This window comes from Pseudomonas sp. LB3P93 (assembly GCF_054898025.1).
The window spans coordinates 3352943-3371726 of the sequence record NZ_CM142713.1; the positions used below are offsets into that span (position 1 = coordinate 3352943).

Sequence of the window (18784 nt, forward strand, 5' to 3'; positions counted from 1 at the left end):
GCCAATTTGGAGGTTCCATGAACGAAAGAAAGGTCTATTCCCGCGAATTCAAGCATCGTGCAGCCAGCATGGTAATTGACGATAATTGCCCCGTTCCAGATGTCTGCGCGTCTTTAGGTATTGGACCTACCGCCCTGCGGCGGTGGGTCGAGCAGGTTCGCAAGGAGCGCAAAGGGCAACCCGTTCAGGGCACCAAGGCAATTACTGAGGATCAGCGCCAGATTCAGGAATTGAAAGCCAAGATCAAACGCCTGGAACTGGAAGCCGAAATCTTAAAAAAGGCTACCGCTCTCTTGATGTCGGACCCCGATCGTTTTCGATGATCGCGGAGCTAAGAGAGTCATTTCCGACCGCCACCCTGTGTCGCGTTTTCGATGTGAAGCGCAGCAGCTTTTATGAATGGATGCAGCGGCGCGCCAAGCCAAAGATCAGACGCGAAGAACTCAAAGAGAAAGTGGTCGAGTTGCACAGCGAAAGTCGGGAAGCCCTGGGCTCCAGAGCGATCAGCAAAAACCTGAAGGCACTAGATATATCTGCCGGAAGAAGCCTTGTTAGAGCATTGATGAGAGAGGCCAACATTGTCAGTAAACAACGCCAGCCGCACCTATTCAGATCCAAAGGGGTTGAAGCATTCGTCGCACCCAATTTGCTCAAGCGCAATTTCAAACCGACCGCAGTCAATCAGGTCTGGTGTGGCGATGTTACAAGCCTGATGGTGGGTAAACGTTGGGTTCATCTGGCCATCGTGATCGACTTGTATGCACGCCGGGTCATCGGTTGGGCATTCTCTCTGGTCAACGACGCGAACCTGGTCAGCAAGGCGCTACGGATGGCGACAGAGCTTCGTAAATGCCCGTCAGGAGTAATGTTCCATTCGGATCAGGGTTGTCAGTACACCAGTCGCAAGTTTCAAGAAGAGCTGAGACGCCATGACATTTTGCAAAGCATGAGTCGTCGCGGGCAGTGCTGGGACAATGCGCCGACAGAACGCTTTTTCGGCACGCTAAAGTCAGAATGGGTCCCTCGTAACGGCTACAGCACGGTCAAGGAAGCCGAAACTGATATGACGCGTTTCTTCATGTACTACAACCGCACCAGGCTCCACAGCTACAACAACTACCTGTCGCCACTAGCTATGGAGCAAAAAGCGGCATAAGCACCGTAACCGGTGTCCGGATTTACTTGACCAGTTCAGCCTGCTCGCGAAGGGGTCGGACGGGTCGCCGCAAAGGGCGGATATGCGTAAGATGTCGGCCCTTCCCCGCACCCCGCCGAATAAGCCGATTTCCATGCCTTTCGAACTCAGCGTTGACCTCACCACCCTGGCCATTCTGGCCTTTGTTGCCTTCATTGCCGGTTTCATCGACGCCATTGCCGGCGGTGGTGGTCTGCTGACCACCCCGGCGCTATTGACCGCCGGCCTGCCGCCGCACCTGGTGCTGGGCACCAACAAACTGAGTTCGACCTTCGGCTCCGCCACCGCCAGTTTCACCTTCTACCGGCGCAAGCTGTTCCATCCAAGGCAGTGGGTGCACGCCATCGTCGGCACGCTGATTGGTGCGCTGACCGGTGCCGTCGTCGCGCATTACCTGCCAGCCGAATGGCTGAACAAGATGCTGCCGGTGATCGTCTTTGCCTGCGGCCTGTACCTGTTGTTCGGTGGCACGCCGAAAGCGCCGCTGGACAGCGACGCACCGATCAAGAAAAAGTGGCAATCGACCCAAGGCTTCAGCCTCGGTTTCTACGACGGTGTGGCCGGTCCGGGCACCGGCGCGTTTTGGACTGTCAGCAGTATGCTGATGTATCCCATTGACCTGGTGAAGGCCAGCGGCGTGGCGCGCAGCATGAACTTCGTCAGCAACATCGCGGCGTTGTCGGTGTTCGTGTTTTCCGGGCAAGTGGACTGGATCATCGGCCTGAGCATGGGCCTGTCGGTGATGGTCGGCGCGTTTTTCGGGGCTCGCACCGCCATCAGCGGCGGCGCGAAGTTCATTCGCCCGGTGTTCATCACCGTGGTGCTGGGCTTGACCGTGCGGTTAGCCTGGCAGCACTGGTTCAGCGTGGCCTAAGCGCCGCGCCACGTAGACATCGATGAGGTAACGGGCAATCGAGCGCGACGCCGGTAAGGGTGGCAACGCGTGAACGTTGAACCACTGGGCGTCTTCGATCTCGTCTTCCTGGCAGACAATCTCGCCACCGGCGTATTCGGCGTGAAAGCCGAGCATCATCGAATGCGGGAACGGCCAGCACTGGCTGCCCAGGTACTGGATATTTTTGACCTCGATCTGCACCTCCTCGCGCACCTCGCGAATCAGGCAGTCCTCGGCTGACTCACCCGGCTCGGCGAACCCCGCCAACGTGCTGTAGACCCCTGGCACAAAGCGCGGCGAACGCCCCAGCAGAATCTCGTCACCCCGGGTGACCAGCACAATCATGCTCGGCGAGATGCGCGGGTAATACCGCAAATCACACGGCTCGCAGTACATCGCCCGCTCACGCGGAACCTGATGGGTTGCCTGACCGCAATTGCCGCAGAAGCGGTGCTCGCGATACCACGTCCCGATCTGAGCGGCGTAGCCGAGCACCTTGTAGACCGTGTGATCGCCCTCGAGCATGAACGCCCGCAAGCCTTTCCAGTTGCAGCCCGGCACGTCGCTATGGCTGCGCAATTCCAGCAAGTAGACCGGTTCGCCATCCAGGTGACCGATGCCATGTTCGGCAAGGATCGACAGGTCCTGGCGCTTGAGCCATTCGCGAGGGAACAGCGCGCCATTGTCATCGAACAGAAAGCCTTCGGGGCTGCGAGCTACGGCCCAACCGCCGGGTTGATCGGTGTCCAGTACTGCGGTGGTCCAGCGTGAAATCATTTTTAATCAATCCAGAAATTCGGGTTTCTGTTTGCTCATATGGGCGGCCATGGCCACGCGCAAATCGGTGGATTGCAGCATGGCGGCGTTCCAGGTGGCGACGTATTCAAGGCCGTCGTCGATGCGGTGGTCGCGCATGTAGCTGATCATCTCTTTGGTGCCGGTGACCGCAATCGGCGACTTGCTGGCGATTTCGCGGGCAATGCCCATCACACCGTCCAGCAGGCTGGCATTGTCGCTGTAAACGCGATTGACCAGGCCGATGCTGCGCGCTTCCTCGGCGCCAAAGGTGCGACCAGTGTAAGCCAGTTCACGCAGCATGCCGTCACCGATGATCCGCGGCAAGCGTTGCAAAGTGCCAACGTCGGCGGCCATGCCGATGTCGATTTCCTTGATCGAAAATTGGGCGTCCTCGGCGGCGTAACGCATGTCACACGCGGCAATCAGGTCGATGGCGCCGCCCAGGCAATAGCCCTGAATCGCTGCCAGCACGGGCTTGCGGCAATTGTCGACAGCATTGAACGACGCTTGCAGGGCGAGGATCTTGCGGCGCAGCAGGCGGGCATTGCGGCCGACGTCTTTGCCCAGTTCATTGGCCACCCCGGCCAGCATCATCAGATCGATGCCGGAGGAAAAGTGCTTGCCGGCGCCGCTGAGGACCACCACCCGGGCTTCATCGGTGTCGTCGATCCACTGGAAAATCTCGATGATCTCGCTCCAGAACGCGGCGTTCATCGAATTGATCTTTTCCGGGCGGTTGATCTGCACGTGGGCGATTTTATCGACCAGTTCGACGGTGAACGCGGTGTACTGAGACATGGCAGTGATCCTTTACCGGGGTAGAAAATGAGGCCCGGACTATAACAAGGCATTGCCTGGGGGAGTAAGGCAGTGGTTCGGCCAAAAGCGGGACTGGTTTTTGGATCTCTAGTGCCTGGACGGGCCTCTTCGACTTGCCCGCGAAGGCCGCAACACCGATCTAACGGCCCTTCACCGCCACAAACGCCACATAGGTGTCGGCGCCGGCTTTATAGCCCGCCGCCGCAGAATGATGGACCTGATCTTTCATGGCAGTACTCCCACAACGAATGCTGTCGAGCATAGCGCCTGGATTTGAGCTTTCCCTGCAAAGACCGCCAGAAAGAAATGAATAATTGTTCACGCTACAGTGTTCTCTAATCAACGCCCCATGAGAATCGCCCGTGAACAACCTGCCCCCCCATTCACCTCTACGCGATGCTGCCGGGGCGTGGTTTAAACTGAAACGTATTAACCCGTGGAGCATTGTCCATGACTTTCCGTTTTGCTGTTTTCACTGCCCCACTGCTGCTCGCCTTTGCCTTGGCCAGTTCGCTGGCCCTGGCCAACGGCGACGATGACGCCCCGGCCAAACCTAACTGCCCCAAAGGTCAGGTGTTCGACACCAAATCGCAGAGGTGCGTCATGCGGACCAGCAGCCTGGTCCCGGACGCCGATCGCACCGATTACGCCTATCGCCTGGCCAAGAACGGACGTTACGAAGAAGCCTTGGCGCTGCTCGACACGCTAAAGAATCCGAACACTGCCAAGGCCCTTAACTATCGCGGCTACGCCACGCGTAAACTGGGTCGCACCGACGAAGGTATCGGTTATTACCTGCAATCGGTCAAACTCGATCCGCAGTATGCGCAAGTGCGTGAATACCTCGGCGAGGCCTACGTGGTCAAAGGCCGACTGGACTTGGCGCAAGAGCAGTTGCAGCAGATCAAATCGATCTGTGGAAGCACGTGCGAGGAATACCGGGACCTGGCCGAAGCCATCAACGATTCATCGAAAACCTGACACACCGAACAGACGGAGGTCGCTATCGCCAGCGATCAGGCAATACGAGCAGAGCTGGGCCAGCATTTGGCGCGTTTATGGCGTTACGGACTGCTGCTGTCCAGGCAACGGCATGTCGCCGAAGATCTGGTGCAAGCCACCTGCGTGCGGGCACTTGAGCGTGCCGGGCAGTTTGTCCCCGGCACCCGCATGGACCGCTGGCTGCTGAGCATTCTGCATTCGATCTGGCTCAACGAAGTGCGCGCCCGGCGGGTGCGCCAGGGTCAGGGCCTGGTCGATGCCGAGAGCCAGTTGTCGTTTGACGGAGAATCCGCGGCGCAGACCCATGTGCTCGCCGCCCAGGTCATCCGCCGCGTCGACGCCCTGCCCGAGGCGCAGCGTGAAACGGTGTACCTGGCTTACGTCGAAGGCTTGTCGTATCGCGAAGTCGCCGAGGTGCTGCAGGTGCCCATCGGCACCGTTATGAGCCGCCTAGCCGCCGCCCGGGTGAAACTGGCCGAATACCCGCCATTGCACACGGTACCGAACCCTTTCACGGGAGAACGTCGATGAACGAACACGCGACACCTTCGGATGAGCAACTGGTGGCGTACCTCGACGATCAACTCGATGTCGACCAGCGCACCCGCATCGACGCGGCCATTGCCGAAGACTCGACACTCAACCTGCGCCTGCAATGGCTGGCCCGCAGCAGCCTGCCGTTCAAAGAAGCCTACGACGAACTGGCCCAAAAAGCGCCCGTCGACCGCTTGCAATCGATGCTCGACACCTTGCCTTCGCCGGAACGCCCGGCCATGAATCGACGCTGGTTTCTCGCCGCTGCAGCAAGCCTGGTGGTGAGCGGTGTGGTGGCGGATCGATTGTTTATTGGCTGGCAATCGAGCCAGCAAAAGAGCAACTGGCGAGGCCTTGTCGCGGACTATATGTCGCTGTACGTGCCGCAAACCCTGGAACACCTGCCCGTCGATGAAGCTTCACAACGGGCGCAATTGCGCACCATCGACGCGCGTCTGGGCCTGAGCCTGACGCCTGCGCAATTGGCCCTGCCACGGTCCGAATTGAAGCGCGCGCAAATCCTTGAATATGACGGCATGCCCATCGCACAGATAACTTATCTGGACCCGGCACATGGTCCGATTGCCTTGTGCGCCAAGCGTTCCAACAGCGGCAGCCGGCATTTCGCCCATGAGATTCGCCACGAGATGAATGTGGTCTATTGGGCGGACATGGAACATGCGTGGATGCTGATCGGGCATAACCCGGCGGCTGAATTGGAGGGCATGGCGAAGTTGTTGCGCAGCCGACTCAGCGCGTGAGCGAACAGGAACATTGCGTAACCCGGACTTGCGAGGACTGCGGTCGAGCGCTACCCCGGCTCGAACGCAGCCTCGCTTCGGCCTGTACGCTAATCAGCCACCCTGAAATTATCCATGGAGAACCAGTCCGGCGTTGGGCAGTGAAAATCCAGGCGGCCAATTCCCTGCGCACTGAACGAGACATTCACGGGTCCGCCGTACGAGGTCCCCAGTTTCTGAGTCCCCAGTAACAATCCTGCGGCGGTGTAGTACGACACCGTGCTGTTGTCGTAATTGGAGCTGACATGCCAGAAGCTGATCCGGGAGCAGCTGTTCCTGAGTTTCAACTCGACGTTTACCGGCGCCGCGCCGGATGCTTCACGCCCGATGCTCAACACCTGTTCTTCCACCTGCCCGGGAAACGATTCACCAATTTCAGTGCGAGGGGTCACGGCGACTTCGCCTTCTCCCGATTTGAACGTGATCTGCATACTGGACAGATTGATGACACCGCCCTGCCGTACCGTTTGGCTGGGTACGCCGTCGAAATCTTCCAGTAGTTGAGCGGGCAGGTTCAGTACCGTGAGTTCTAGCGCGGGGAACACCACGGCAGTGCTTTCGTCGTCCTTGCCGTCGAACGCCACTTTCAACACCACCCGCAGTTGACTGCCGGGTTTGAATTTCAGCAGCAGATCCCGGGGCAGCGTATTGTCGAGGCCGCTGACTACCTCAACGGACGTGACAGGGGCGCTCTGAGCGATGGGGATCATGTACTCGGTGCCATTCACATCAACCCCGTGTACGCGAAACCATCGCAATTGCCCAACCGCTACCCCGGACCATGGCACACATTGCACCTGTCCTGGCCCCGTGAAAGAGCCGAGGTCCAGCACTTTATTGTCGGGGGCTTGAGGGATTGATGGTGTCGGCAGGCGCCGATCTGCGTCTGCTATTCGTTCGATCGTCACGGCTAGTGCATCGCTGGCTTGCGCCGGGGTAGCGCGCAGCAATTCCCAGGACAGGCTCATGACTTTGCCATGATTGGCCATCAAGACTTGCGGTTTGAGCAGGAAGTTCGCCCGCTGGTTTTTGTTGAAGGCTATCGCGCCAAACTCCGGCGAGCCGAGACCGGGTGTGCCCTCGACCTTCAGCCGGGCCCGATCGCCGGGAAGATGTTCGAGGAACTCCACACGAGCGGTTAAACCCTCGGGAAATCCCAGCGGGTCCAGTGTCGTGCCAGCCCCTACAAGAGTGGGCGGTTGCAGCAGGGAGGCGGCCTTACCTTTGACGTCGACCTTCAATGAAATGGAACGATCGAGCATGCTCCCCAGACTCATGCGGGTATAACTGAACACGGCAGTCCCGCCCGCTAGCCGGGCGAATCGTTCGTATGGAACGGCCAGCGAATACATGAACGGGACATTCTTGATTTTTTCAACGAGCGTCAACACGTCTTCCGGCACCGATGTGTCGGCGCTACGGAAGCGGCAAGTCAGGTGGATTTCGTCGTCTTTCAACCAACCGCGCGGCACGTAAATCTGTGCCGTGGCCGGTTTGCCCGCCAGTTTTTCAAGATCGATGGTATCGGGATCGTCCTCGGCATCGGCCGGGTCTTCGCTGACGATCGGTGGGTCATACCACGTGCCGTTCAGGTTGACGTACAGGTACAGGCTGGCCGAGTACGGGCTGTTGACATCCGGCCCGTTACCCACGCGGTCGATCACCGTGTACTGGATAGGGAAAAGGGGATCGTCGCCAGCCGCAACGAACGTCGCTTCATCGATTGCCATCTCGATCCGACCCTGATCGACTTCAGCCTGAGTCACCGTGTGGTTCAGCACAATGGAATGGCAATCGAGGCGGATCTGGTCAAACGCCCTCATCAATGGATAGGACAGCGTGACGGCAACGCCCAGACGCGCCCGCTCAGAATCCACGCCTTGATCCAGCACCTCAGTGTCGACTTCACGCGACAGCTCTGAATGCCCCTCCTCGCTGGGAAACAGGTCGACGAGACCCGGGCGCCGTGCGTGAAACAACACTCGCAACGGCGCCGAAGTGTCGATCTCGGTGCCTGCGCGATCAAGTACGTAGTCGAGCGTGTTGATTCCGTCCTTCCAGTGCCTGGTTTGCACATAAACCACCGCACGCTGGTCCTCTTCACCCGCCACGACAGGGTATGTGGCCACCACATCACCGTTCAGCCGCAACCGGAAGGTGTCACCTGCCTGCGCACTGGTCGACGGTTCGATGAACACTTTGACCCCTTCCGGATACAAGTAAGTCAGCGCCAGTGGCAGGCCTGCGTCGGCGCCGTCCGGCCCCGGAATCGGAGCTTTCATTCCCGGAATGAGGGGTCTATCGAGCGTCAACGCGGTCATCGTATTCATTGGAAAGTCCCTGTAAGACCGGGCTCCGGTGGCTGGATGGGAAAGGAGCACGCCCTTTTCATTCAACACCGCCCAACCAATGACCGCTACTGTCAGATCTGACAGGTAAAGCGACACAGCCAGCGTGAATGGCGACCGTTCGTCTGGAATGGCTGCAAACCTACATCAATTCGTTTGCGGGTGTCGGCAACCACAATTTGAACCGCGCACCACCGAGAGGCGACGCCTCGACAGTCAACGTGCCGCCCTGCGCTTCCAGCGCCCGACGGCTGATTGCCAACCCCAGACCAAACCCACCCGTGGCCCTATCTCGGCTGCGGTCCAGCCGATAGAACGGTTCAAAGATACGATCACGCTCATCCTCGGGAATGCCGATCCCGTCGTCATCGACCCAGATTTCGCAACCTTTGGGACAGACCTGAACGCCAATCTGAATGCGCTTTTCGCAATAGCGCATGGCATTGCGCAGCAAATTCTGAATGGCGCGAGCCGTCAGCCTTGGGTCCAACACAAAACGTTCAAGTTGCCCGTGCAGCAGCACGTCGATCACGATTTCTGGCGAATCGAGCTCTTCATCGACGCTGCCCAAAATGCTGTCGATGAACTCATCCAGCGACACTTCGACCTGTTCCGGCGACCGCGCCGGGTTTTGCAGGCGGCTATAAGACAGCAGCTCCAGGACCAATTCATCCAGTTCCCGGATGTGCGCGACCAGCCCTAGCAGACGCTCGCGGCTGGCGACCGGCAAGTCGTCGGACAGCGCCAGGGCCAGGCCGAAATCCAGACGCGTCAGCGGTGTGCGCAGTTCGTGGGACACGGCGTTGAGCAGGTCGCGCTGCTGGTTGAGCAGGTTTTCGATATCGCCGGCCATGGTGTCGAAGACGTTGGCCAGGCTGCCGATGTTGGAATGCGGGGAAATCTGCGTGCGCTCACCGAGGTGGCCTTTGCCGAAACGCTCGGCCGCGCCTTTGAGGCGCTCCAGATCGCGCCAGTGCGGGCGCAGCCAAAGCAACAGGCAGGCGAGCATAGTCGCACCGATCAGCACGTTGATGCTCCAGTACAACAGGCTGACGTCCATCGGGTCCGGCGGCACGACCATTTGCACCACCGTCGTGTTGTTCAACGGCGCCACAGCCAGAGTCCGCCAGCCCCAGTCGCCGATGCGCACGACCTTCTCGCCGCGCTGCAAACGCTCCTGCTCATCGAGGGTGAAATCGGGGTCGTCATTGCGGGTCAGGACGATGTGCAGCGGGGAGAATTCCTTGTCCATCTCACTCGCCAGCGCCGGCCATTGCGTTTCGGGCACGGCGTGGAACTGTTTGACGATGAGGGTTTGCAGCCCGCGCGAATAATCGAGGTTGTAGGTGACGAACCGCTCATGGAAAACCTTGATCACCAGGTCCGGCACCAGGTAAATCGCCGCGCTGTACGAGACGATCATCACCAGATACAGGCGAAAGAGGATTCTGAACATGGTTTCAGCATTCCCACTCGGAACGGCTGAACAGGTAGCCCTTGCCCCACACGGTCTTGATTTTGCGCGCCTCGCCCGCGTGGTCGTCGAACTTGCGCCGCAATTTGGAAATCGCCACGTCCACCGAGCGGTCGGTGCCGTTGAATTCGATACCGCGCAGGCGTTGCAGGATCTGGTCGCGGCTCAGCACTTCGCCGGCATGCCGGGCCAGCACCACCAGCAGGTTGTATTCACCGCTGGACAATTCCACCAATTGTTCGCGCCAGGTCACGGTGCGTTCCGACAGGTCGATGCACAGGTTGCCCATGAGGATGCGGTCGTTGGCGGTCTGCGGTTCGCTGAGGCTGCTGCGGCGCAACAGCGTGCGCACACGGGCCAGCAACACCCGGGGCTCGCAGGGTTTGGTGACGTAGTCGTCAGCGCCCATTTCCAGGCCCAGCACCTGGTCGTGGCTGTCGTCGCGGGCGGTTAGCATCAGGATCGGCAGCGTCGCCGAATCCGCCCGCAGCAAGCGGCAGACTTGCAGGCCATCGAGCCCCGGCAGCATCAGGTCGAGGATCACCAGGTCCGGCGGATTGACCCGCGCCCGCTCGCGCACGTGGTCGCCACGGCTGATCACACTGACGCAATAGCCATTGCGTTCCAGGTAGCTGGCAATCAGTTCGGAGAGCGCGGTGTCGTCTTCGACCAGGAGGATGTTGGGCATGGGGTGTTTCCAGAAAGTGCAGTGGCGACTGTCATGCCGCCATCGCTAGCAGGCTAGCTCCCACAGTAGATTGGGGATGTTCACAAAATCTGTGCTCACATCAAACCCCTGTGGGAGCTAGCCTGCTAGCGATGGCGGCCTGACCATCGCAAAAAGTTTCAAGCTGCGAAGGATATACGCCCACACACGCCCGTGAGTAAAACCCTTACACAATTTCACACAGCACCAACAAAGCTTCACCGCTACTCTCCTCGCCTCCCCGTAGGATGCGGGCAGTCATTATTGGGGTATTTACATGTCAAAGAACCTGCTTGCCAAGCTCAGCCTGGTGGCTCTGGCGTTGACGCTGAGCGCTTGTGACAAGTCCTCGAGCGCCGAGGAACAGGCGCCTCTGGCCACGGTTCGCGTCGAAACCGTCGAAGCACGGCCCCTGTCGATCACCAGCGAATTGAGCGGGCGGATTGCCGCGCCACGGATTGCCGAAGTCCGCGCCCGGGTTGCCGGCGTCGTGTTGCAACGCGCCTTTCGCGAAGGCAGCGACGTAAAAAAAGGCGATGTGCTGTTCCGTATCGACCCGGCGCCCTTCAAGGCCGACCTGGACAGTGCCGAAGCCGCGCTGCGCAAGGCTGAAGCCAACGCATTTCAAGCAAAGCTGCAAGAACAGCGTTACGCCCAGTTGATCGAAGGCAACGCCATCAGCGGCCAGGATTACGACAACGCCCGGGCCAGTGCCCGGCAAACCGCCGCCGATGTCGCCGCCAGCAAAGCCGCGGTGGACCGGGCGAAACTCAACCTCGGTTACGCCACCGTCACTGCGCCGATTTCCGGACGCATCGGCCGTGCGCTGGTGACCGAAGGTGCGCTGGTCGGGCAGAACGAAACCACGCCACTGGCACTGATTCAGCAACTCAACCCCATTCATGCCGACCTGACCCAATCGACCCGCGAGCTCAACGACCTGCGCCGTGCCTTCCGTTCCGGCCAGTTAAAGGAAGTGGGCCAAGGCCAGGCCAAGGCCACGCTGATTCAGGATGACGGCAGCCTCTACCCGCTGCCGGGCAAGTTGCTGTTCACCGACATCACCGTCGACCCGGGCACCGGCCAGATCATCGTGCGCAGCGAGTTTCCCAACCCGGACCTCGACTTGCTGCCGGGCAGCTTCGTGCGTGTACGCCTGGAGCAAGCGGTGAATCAGCAAGGCATCAGCGTGCCGCAGCGGGCCATTCAGCGTGACAGCGCCGGTGTTGCCCAAGTGCTGGTGCTCGACGCCGAGCAGCGCATCGGCCAGCAACCGGTAGAGCTGGGCGCCGTGCAGAACGATCGCTGGATCGTCATCGGAGGCCTGAAACCCGGCGACCGCATCGTCACCGAAGGCCTGCAACACGCCAAGCCCGGTGAAAAAGTCCAGATCGACAACACCCCTCTTCCACTTGCCCAGGTTTCTGGTCAGTAAGCAGGACGCTTTTTATGCCGCAGTTCTTTATCGATCGCCCGGTATTCGCTTGGGTGGTTGCCCTGTTCATCCTGCTGGCTGGCGCGTTGGCCATTCCACAGTTGCCGGTGGCGCAATACCCCGATGTCGCTCCGCCGCAGATCGAAATCTATGCCGTGTACCCCGGCGCCTCAGCGCAAACCATCGATGAAAGCGTGGTCAGCCTGATCGAGGAAGAGCTCAACGGCGCCGATCATCTGTTGTATTTCGAATCCCAAAGCAGCCTCGGCAGCGCCACCATCAAAGCCACTTTTCAGCCGGGCACCAACCCGGAGATGGCCCAGGTCGACGTGCAAAACCGCCTGAAAGTGGTGGAATCGCGCTTGCCCCAAGCGGTCAATCAGCAAGGTTTGCAGGTGGAGAAAGTCTCCGCCGGTTTCCTGTTGCTGATCACCCTGACCTCCAGCGACGGCAAGCTCGACGATGTGGCGCTCAGTGATTACCTGGCGCGCAACGTGATGAACGAGATCAAGCGTCTGGACGGTGTCGGCAAGGCCCAGTTATACGGCGCCGAACGGGCGATGCGCATCTGGATCGACCCGCAGAAGCTGATCGGTTTCAACCTGACCCCAGCCGACGTCAACGCCGCCATCGTCGCGCAGAACGCCCAGGTCTCGGCCGGCAGCATCGGCGATTTGCCGACGCGCACCACGCAGGAAATCACCGCGACGATTCTGGTGAAAGGCCAATTGTCGACGCCGGAAGAATTCGCCGACATCGTCCTCAAGGCCAATCCCGACGGTTCCACCGTGCGCATCAAGGACGTGGCGCGGGTCGAGATCGGCAGCCAGGAATACCAGTTTGGCACGCGCCTGAACGGCAAGCCTTCCACCGCCGTCAGCGTGCAGTTAGCGCCGGGCGCCAATGCGCTGAACACCGCAACCCTGGTGCGGGCGAAGATGGATGAATTGGCGCGTTACTTCCCGGCGGGCGTGGAATACAAGATCCCGTACGACACCTCGCCTTTCGTCAAAGTCTCGATCACCAAAGTGGTTTACACCCTTGGCGAAGCGATGCTGCTGGTGTTTGCGGTGATGTTCCTGTTTCTGCAGAACATCCGCTACACGCTGATTCCGACGCTGGTAGTGCCGGTGGCGCTGATGGGCACGTTTGCGACGATGCTCGCGCTGGGCTTCTCGATCAACGTGCTGACCATGTTTGGCATGGTGCTGGCCATCGGCATTCTGGTGGACGACGCCATCGTGGTGGTGGAAAACGTCGAGCGGATCATGGCCACCGAAGGCCTGTCGCCCAAAGAGGCGACACGCAAGGCGATGAAGCAGATTACCGGAGCGATCATCGGCATCACCCTGGTGCTGGTGGCGGTGTTTATTCCGATGGCGTTCATGCAGGGTTCGGTCGGGGTGATTTACCGCCAGTTCTCGCTGTCGATGGCCACTTCGATTCTGTTCTCGGCGTTCCTTGCGCTGACCTTGACACCGGCGTTGTGCGCGACGCTGCTCAAGCCGATTGCCAAGGGCGAGCATCACGAAAAGAGTGGTTTCTTTGGCTGGTTCAACCGTGGTTTCGAACGGTTGACCGAGCGTTATCAAGGCTGGGTCGCCTATGCGCTGAAGCGCACGGGCCGTTATCTGCTGATCTACGGCGTGCTGCTGATCGGTCTGGGCCTGTGTTTCAGTCGCCTGCCCTCCTCGTTCCTGCCGGTTGAGGATCAGGGCTACACCATCACCGATATTCAGCTACCACCGGGCGCGAGTAAAAACCGCACGGTGCAGGTCGTGGAGCAAATTGAAGCGCACAACGCCACTGAACCGGGTGTTGGCGACAGCACGGTGATTCTCGGTTTCAGCTTTTCCGGCAGTGGACAGAACGCAGCGCTGGCATTTACCACGCTGAAGGACTGGTCGGATCGGGGCAGCGACGACTCGGCGAGTTCGATTGCCGACCGTGCCAACATCGCGCTGAGCCAGATCAAGGAAGCCGTGGCCTTCTCGGTGCTGCCTCCACCGGTTGACGGTCTCGGCACGTCCAGCGGTTTCGAGTTCCGCCTGCAGGACCGTGGCGGCCTCGGTCATGCCACGCTGATGAAAGCGCGCAGCGATTTGCTCGCCGCCGCCGAGAAAAGCCCGATCCTGATGAACGTGCGCGAAAGCGCGCTGGCCGAAGCGCCGCAAGTGCAGCTGGAGGTCGACCGTAAACAAGCCAACGCACTGGGCGTGTCCTTTGCCGACATCGGCAACGTGCTGTCCACGGCGGTCGGTTCGGCCTACATCAACGACTTCCCCAATCAGGGGCGGATGCAGCGGGTGGTGGTTCAGGCTGAAGGCGATCAACGCAGTCAGGTCGCCGATCTGCTGAAGATCCACGTGCGTAATGATGCTGGAAAAATGGTGCCGTTGTCGGCCTTTGTCCAGGCGAAATGGACCCAAGGCCCGGCGCAGTTGACCCGTTACAACGGCTACCCGGCGATCAGCATTTCCGGCGAACCTTCGCCCGGTCACAGCACCGGGGAAGCCATGGCCGAAATCGAGCGGTTGGTTGCACTAGGACCTGCCGGGTTAGGCCAGGAGTGGACCGGGTTGTCGTTGCAGGAACGTTTATCCGGCAGCCAGGCGCCGATTCTGCTCGGGTTGTCGCTGCTGATTGTGTTCCTGTGCCTGGCGGCGCTGTATGAGAGTTGGTCGATACCGACCTCGGTGTTGCTGGTGGTGCCGCTGGGTGTGCTCGGTGCCGTGCTGGCGGTGACGTTCCGTGGAATGCCCAATGACGTGTTCTTCAAGGTCGGGCTGATCACCATCATCGGCCTGTCGGCGAAGAACGCGATCCTGATCATCGAGTTCGCCAAGAGCCTGTACGACGAAGGTCATGACCTGATCGACGCCACCCTGCAAGCCGCGCGCCTGCGACTGCGGCCGATTGTGATGACCTCGCTGGCGTTCATTCTGGGCGTGGTGCCGTTGGCAATTGCCACGGGCGCCAGCTCGGCCAGCCAGCAAGCGATCGGTACCGGGGTGATTGGCGGGATGATTACGGCGACGCTGGCGGTGGTGTTTGTGCCGGTGTTTTTTGTGGTGGTGATGAAGCTGGTCCGCAAACGCCATAAAGTCACCTAAACAACACACATCCCCTGTGGGAGCGGGCTTGCCCGCGATGACGGTGTAACAGCCGACGGTGATGTTGAATGTTATGCCCTCATCGCGGGCAAGCCCGCTCCCACAAGGGCCGTGTTGTTTTCTCTAGTGTGGTCACAGCGGACCGCGCTGGGCTAAGGTATTGGCATCACCTTGGCCCATCGAGCACTCATGCCTTTCCTCGCCCGCACCCACCCTCGCCTGTCCGCCGCCACCACCCTCGGTGTTGCGGCAGGCATTCTGGCTCCGGCCGATTCGGTCATCAGCAAAATCCTCATTGGCTGGAATGTCGGGGTCTGGACCTACCTGATCCTGATGATCTGGCTCGCCGCCCGCGCCAAGGCGACTGACGTGAAACGCATTGCCGAGGTCGAAGACGAAAACGCCGGGCTGGTGTTGTTCGTGGTGTGCATCGCCGCGATTGCCAGCCTCGCGACCATCACCTTCGAACTGGCTGGCAGCAAAGAGCTGGGAACCAATCTCAAGTTGCTGCATTACGGCTTTACCGCGCTGACCGTCATTGGGTCATGGTTGTTGATCGGGGTGATTTTCAGCGTCCACTACGCTCGCCTGTTCTACACCTGGGACGGCAAAGACTTGGCGTTGCGTTTCGCTGAAGGCCTGGAAACCCCCAATTACTGGGACTTCCTGTATTTTTCTTTCACCATCGGCGTGGCGGTGCAGACTTCGGATGTCGGCGTGGCAACACGGAGCATGCGCAAGATTGTGCTGGCGCAATCGTTGATCGGTTTTCTGTTCAATACGGCGATTCTCGGGTTCTCGATCAACATCGCGGCAGGGTTATTTGGCTGATTGCTGCACAAACGTTCTAGTCATTGTTCCTGGCGTTGGCGTTAAATGAGTTGGCAATTCGTCTCGCAGGTGCAGCATGTCTACTCACAACTGGCTCGATTTGGCCCAGGACGCCGACACCGGCATCGAGACCCTGCGCGCGCATTTCGAGGGCCACGCTTACGACCCGCACTGGCACGACAGTTTTCTGGTGGGTGTGACCGAGCAAGGCGTTCAGCAATTCAATTGCCGGCGGGCGAAGCATCAGAGCACGCCGGGCAAGGTGTTCCTGCTCGAACCGGGTGACATTCATGACGGTGAAGCACCCACCGAAGATGGATTCACCTACCGCATGCTCTACCTCGATCCGCAATGGCTGAAGCGTGAACTCAGCGCAGTGTTCGACAATGCGCCAGACAACAGCCAATTGAGTTTTGCCAACACGCTGGCCAGTGATACAAGACTGGCTCACGCCACCAGCCTCGCCTTTCAAGCCTTGCACGGTGGGGAACTGAAGATCGTGCGCCAGAGCGCTCTCGACAGTTTGCTCGAACGCCTGACCAGTCACTTGCACTGGCGCACCCGTTACGGCGAAGACCCGCGCCTGCCGCTGGTGGCGCAGAAAGCCCGGGAATACCTGCACGCCAACGCTCGACACGACATAGGTCTCGACCAACTGGCCGCCGTTACGGGCGTAGACCGCTTCCGTTTGACCCGCGCTTTCAAGGCCGCCTATGGCATGGCGCCTCATGCTTATCTGGTGCAATTACGCCTGGCCATGGCGCGTCGCCTGTTGGCCCGAGGCGAGCAACCGGCGAGCGTCGCCATGGAATTGGGATTCGCCGATCAAAGTCATCTGGGCCGCTGGTTTGTCCGGGCCTATGGCCTGACACCCGCGCTGTACCGCAAGCGCTGCTCAAATCTTCCAGACAGGTAACACGCCGATTGTGAAGATCGTCATCACCGATCTTCTCCGGAGTTTGCCTGCGATGCTGTCCTCTTTTCCGACGTTTCTGCCGTTCCTGTTGTTTGCTTTCGTGGCCTCGATCACGCCCGGGCCGACCAATATTCTGGTGCTGAGCAACAGCGCCCGATATGGATTCACTGCCGCCCTGCCGATCATCCTCGGTGCCTGTGCCAGCGCCGCCACCCTTGTTTTAGTGGTGGGCACCGGAGCCGGTTCGTCGTTGAGCGCGTTGCCCGCCGTGCAAACTGCCATGCAATGGATTGGAGTGACGTGGCTGAGCTACCTCGCGTGGCAAATTTTCAGCACCCCGGCCCAAGCCCTTGCCACTCAGGAAACCAAACCGCGACTTGGCTTGATGGGTGCCGCCGGCCTGCAATTGATCAACCCGAAAACCTGGATGATGGCGCTTGCGGTCGTCAGCGTGTTTGCCGGTTCCGGTGAACATCGGCTGGTGCATGTGGCGTATCTGTCGCTGGCATTTTTCCTGATTTCCCTGCCTTGCCTGGGCGTGTGGGCATTGCTCGGCGCAGGCTCGACGCGCTGGTTACGCTCGCCGCGGGCGATGCAACGGTTCAACCGCTGCATGGCCTTGTTGCTGCTGGCGTCGGCCTGGTTGAGTGTCTGGAGGTGACTTCCATCCGTCGGCGCTCATCGGCTCATCGCTTATTCACTACTTGACGGGGGATTCGTTTCTGGTGTCTTCTGAAACCGGTTTCAGTGCTTGGCACTTGACCGTATAAATCCAATAAGAAGGTTTCAGACCGTGAACGATTTTTCCGCCGCCCAGCGCAGCCGCGTCACCATGCTCGACGTGGCCGAACACGCGGGCGTCTCCAAGGCCAGCGTTTCGCGCTTCATCGGCGACGACCGCGCTCTGCTCTCCGATGCCATTGCCTTGCGCATCGAGCAAGCAATTGCGCAACTTGGCTATCGCCCCAACCAGATGGCCCGCGGCCTGAAGCGTGGGCGCACTCGCCTGATCGGCATGCTGGTGGCCGATATCCGTAACCCTTATTCGATTGCCGTGATGCACGGGGTGGAAACCGCCTGCCGTCAGCACGGTTACAGCCTGGTGGTGTGCAACACCGATCGCGATGACGAGCAGGAACGCCAGCATCTGGCGCTGCTGCGCTCGTACAACATCGAAGGCTTGATCGTGAACACCCTTGGCCACCACCGCGATGAGTTGCGAGAACTGCATCGGGAAATGCCTATGGTGCTGGTGGATCGCAAGGTCGAGCAGCTTGAGAGTGATCTGGTCGGTCTGGACAACCCGGCCGCGGTGGAAATGGCCATCGCCCATTTGCAGGAACGCGGTTATCGCGACGTGCTGATGGTGACGGAACCGTTTGACGGCACCAGTTCGCGGATTGAGCGGGTCAGCAGTTTCAAGGCGCAAATCGGGCAGCGTCCGACGCTGGCAGGTGCGGTGGTGGAAACCGGTAGTGAGCTGACTGCGCAGCTGAAAACCTTCCTGGACACCCCTGGCCCTGGTCCGAAAGCGTTGTTCTGTGCCAATGGCATCGCGGCGTTGGCCGCTACTCATTCCTTGCGTAAGTTGCAGTGCAATCTGTTTGAGGAGGTCGGGCTGATCGCTTTGGATGATCTGGATTGGTATCCGCTGGTGGGCAGTGGGATTACGGCGCTTGCCCAGCCGACGGCGGAGATTGGCGCGCGTGCGTTTGAGTGTTTGCTCAAGCGGTTGCGCGGGGATGACGGGCCGGTGCGGACGATGGATTTTGCGCCTGTACTGGTTGAGCGTGGTTCGACCTGGGGGCTTCGCGGTGACTGAACCGGCCTCTTCGCGAGCAAGCCCGCTCCCACAGTTTTTATGGCGTTCGCAGGTTTTATGTTCGACACGGACATTGTGGGAGCGGGCTTGCCCGCG

General features: G+C 59.9%; 17 protein-coding genes. 12 read left to right on the forward strand and 5 right to left on the reverse strand.

Annotation, left to right across the window (positions count from 1 at the left end; all coding sequences use genetic code 11):
* Positions 1–17 precede the first annotated feature (17 nt).
* From ACYZT8_RS15130 to ACYZT8_RS15140, 3 genes are all read left to right on the forward strand, one after another.
* Positions 18–323, forward strand: coding sequence for a transposase (locus ACYZT8_RS15130; protein ID WP_461973777.1), 306 nt, complete (start codon positions 18–20; stop codon positions 321–323).
* The gene (locus ACYZT8_RS15135) at positions 320–1156 is read left to right on the forward strand and encodes an IS3 family transposase (protein WP_461973779.1); all 837 of its coding nucleotides are present in this window, start codon (positions 320–322) and stop codon (positions 1154–1156) included. The genes ACYZT8_RS15130 and ACYZT8_RS15135 overlap by 4 nt, the downstream gene beginning before the upstream one ends.
* A gap of 133 nt (positions 1157–1289) precedes the next feature.
* Complete coding sequence (locus ACYZT8_RS15140) at positions 1290–2069, forward strand: TSUP family transporter (protein ID WP_461982480.1); 780 nt, start codon at positions 1290–1292, stop codon at positions 2067–2069.
* Here ACYZT8_RS15140 and nudC read toward each other — a convergent pair.
* Together nudC and ACYZT8_RS15150 are read right to left on the reverse strand one after the other, a co-directional pair.
* The gene (gene nudC, locus ACYZT8_RS15145) at positions 2037–2867 is read right to left on the reverse strand and encodes an NAD(+) diphosphatase (RefSeq protein WP_461973781.1); all 831 of its coding nucleotides are present in this window, start codon (positions 2865–2867) and stop codon (positions 2037–2039) included. The two genes, ACYZT8_RS15140 and nudC, sit on opposite strands and share 33 nt — an antisense overlap.
* A 6-nt stretch (positions 2868–2873) precedes the next feature.
* Entirely contained in the window at positions 2874–3686 is an 813-nt protein-coding gene (locus ACYZT8_RS15150; protein WP_461973782.1) for a crotonase/enoyl-CoA hydratase family protein, read from the reverse strand.
* Positions 3687–4157: 471 nt separating this feature from the next.
* Between ACYZT8_RS15150 and ACYZT8_RS15155 the strand changes: the two genes are divergently transcribed.
* From ACYZT8_RS15155 to ACYZT8_RS15165, 3 genes are all read left to right on the forward strand, one after another.
* On the forward strand, positions 4158–4688 hold the full coding sequence (locus ACYZT8_RS15155) for a tetratricopeptide repeat protein (RefSeq protein ID WP_461973784.1): 531 nt from the start codon (positions 4158–4160) through the stop codon (positions 4686–4688).
* A 66-nt stretch (positions 4689–4754) separates the two neighbouring features.
* Positions 4755–5240: an RNA polymerase sigma factor gene (locus tag ACYZT8_RS15160; protein WP_461973786.1), complete on the forward strand. Its 486-nt coding sequence runs from the start codon at positions 4755–4757 to the stop codon at positions 5238–5240.
* A complete protein-coding gene (locus tag ACYZT8_RS15165) occupies positions 5237–6004 on the forward strand; it encodes an anti-sigma factor family protein (RefSeq protein ID WP_461973788.1) in 768 nt (255 codons plus the stop codon). The genes ACYZT8_RS15160 and ACYZT8_RS15165 overlap by 4 nt, the downstream gene beginning before the upstream one ends.
* Positions 6005–6093: 89 nt before the next feature.
* Here ACYZT8_RS15165 and ACYZT8_RS15170 read toward each other — a convergent pair whose 3' ends face one another.
* The 3 genes from ACYZT8_RS15170 to ACYZT8_RS15180 all read right to left on the reverse strand — a co-directional run bounded on the left by ACYZT8_RS15170 (position 6094) and on the right by ACYZT8_RS15180 (position 10553).
* A complete protein-coding gene (locus ACYZT8_RS15170) occupies positions 6094–8373 on the reverse strand; it encodes a hypothetical protein (protein ID WP_461973790.1) in 2280 nt (759 codons plus the stop codon).
* A gap of 160 nt (positions 8374–8533) precedes the next feature.
* Positions 8534–9847, reverse strand: a complete 1314-nt coding sequence (locus ACYZT8_RS15175) for an ATP-binding protein (protein WP_461973791.1) — start codon at positions 9845–9847, stop codon at positions 8534–8536.
* Between the two features lie 4 nt (positions 9848–9851).
* On the reverse strand, positions 9852–10553 hold the full coding sequence (locus ACYZT8_RS15180) for a response regulator (protein WP_109631796.1): 702 nt from the start codon (positions 10551–10553) through the stop codon (positions 9852–9854).
* A 295-nt stretch (positions 10554–10848) separates the two neighbouring features.
* Here ACYZT8_RS15180 and ACYZT8_RS15185 point away from each other — a divergent pair, with 295 nt between their 5' ends.
* The 6 genes from ACYZT8_RS15185 to ACYZT8_RS15210 all read left to right on the forward strand — a co-directional run bounded on the left by ACYZT8_RS15185 (position 10849) and on the right by ACYZT8_RS15210 (position 18688).
* On the forward strand, positions 10849–12006 hold the full coding sequence (locus tag ACYZT8_RS15185) for an efflux RND transporter periplasmic adaptor subunit (protein ID WP_461973793.1): 1158 nt from the start codon (positions 10849–10851) through the stop codon (positions 12004–12006).
* 14 nt (positions 12007–12020) lie between these two features.
* Complete coding sequence (locus ACYZT8_RS15190) at positions 12021–15119, forward strand: multidrug efflux RND transporter permease subunit (RefSeq protein ID WP_461973795.1); 3099 nt, start codon at positions 12021–12023, stop codon at positions 15117–15119.
* Between the two features lie 189 nt (positions 15120–15308).
* Positions 15309–15950, forward strand: a complete 642-nt coding sequence (locus ACYZT8_RS15195; protein WP_461973797.1) for a DUF1345 domain-containing protein — start codon at positions 15309–15311, stop codon at positions 15948–15950.
* A gap of 76 nt (positions 15951–16026) precedes the next feature.
* Positions 16027–16866: an AraC family ligand binding domain-containing protein gene (locus tag ACYZT8_RS15200; RefSeq protein WP_461973799.1), complete on the forward strand. Its 840-nt coding sequence runs from the start codon at positions 16027–16029 to the stop codon at positions 16864–16866.
* A gap of 52 nt (positions 16867–16918) precedes the next feature.
* A complete protein-coding gene (locus tag ACYZT8_RS15205) occupies positions 16919–17527 on the forward strand; it encodes a LysE family translocator (RefSeq protein WP_461973801.1) in 609 nt (202 codons plus the stop codon).
* 132 nt (positions 17528–17659) lie between these two features.
* On the forward strand, positions 17660–18688 hold the full coding sequence (locus tag ACYZT8_RS15210; protein WP_461973803.1) for a LacI family DNA-binding transcriptional regulator: 1029 nt from the start codon (positions 17660–17662) through the stop codon (positions 18686–18688).
* Positions 18689–18784 lie beyond the last annotated feature (96 nt).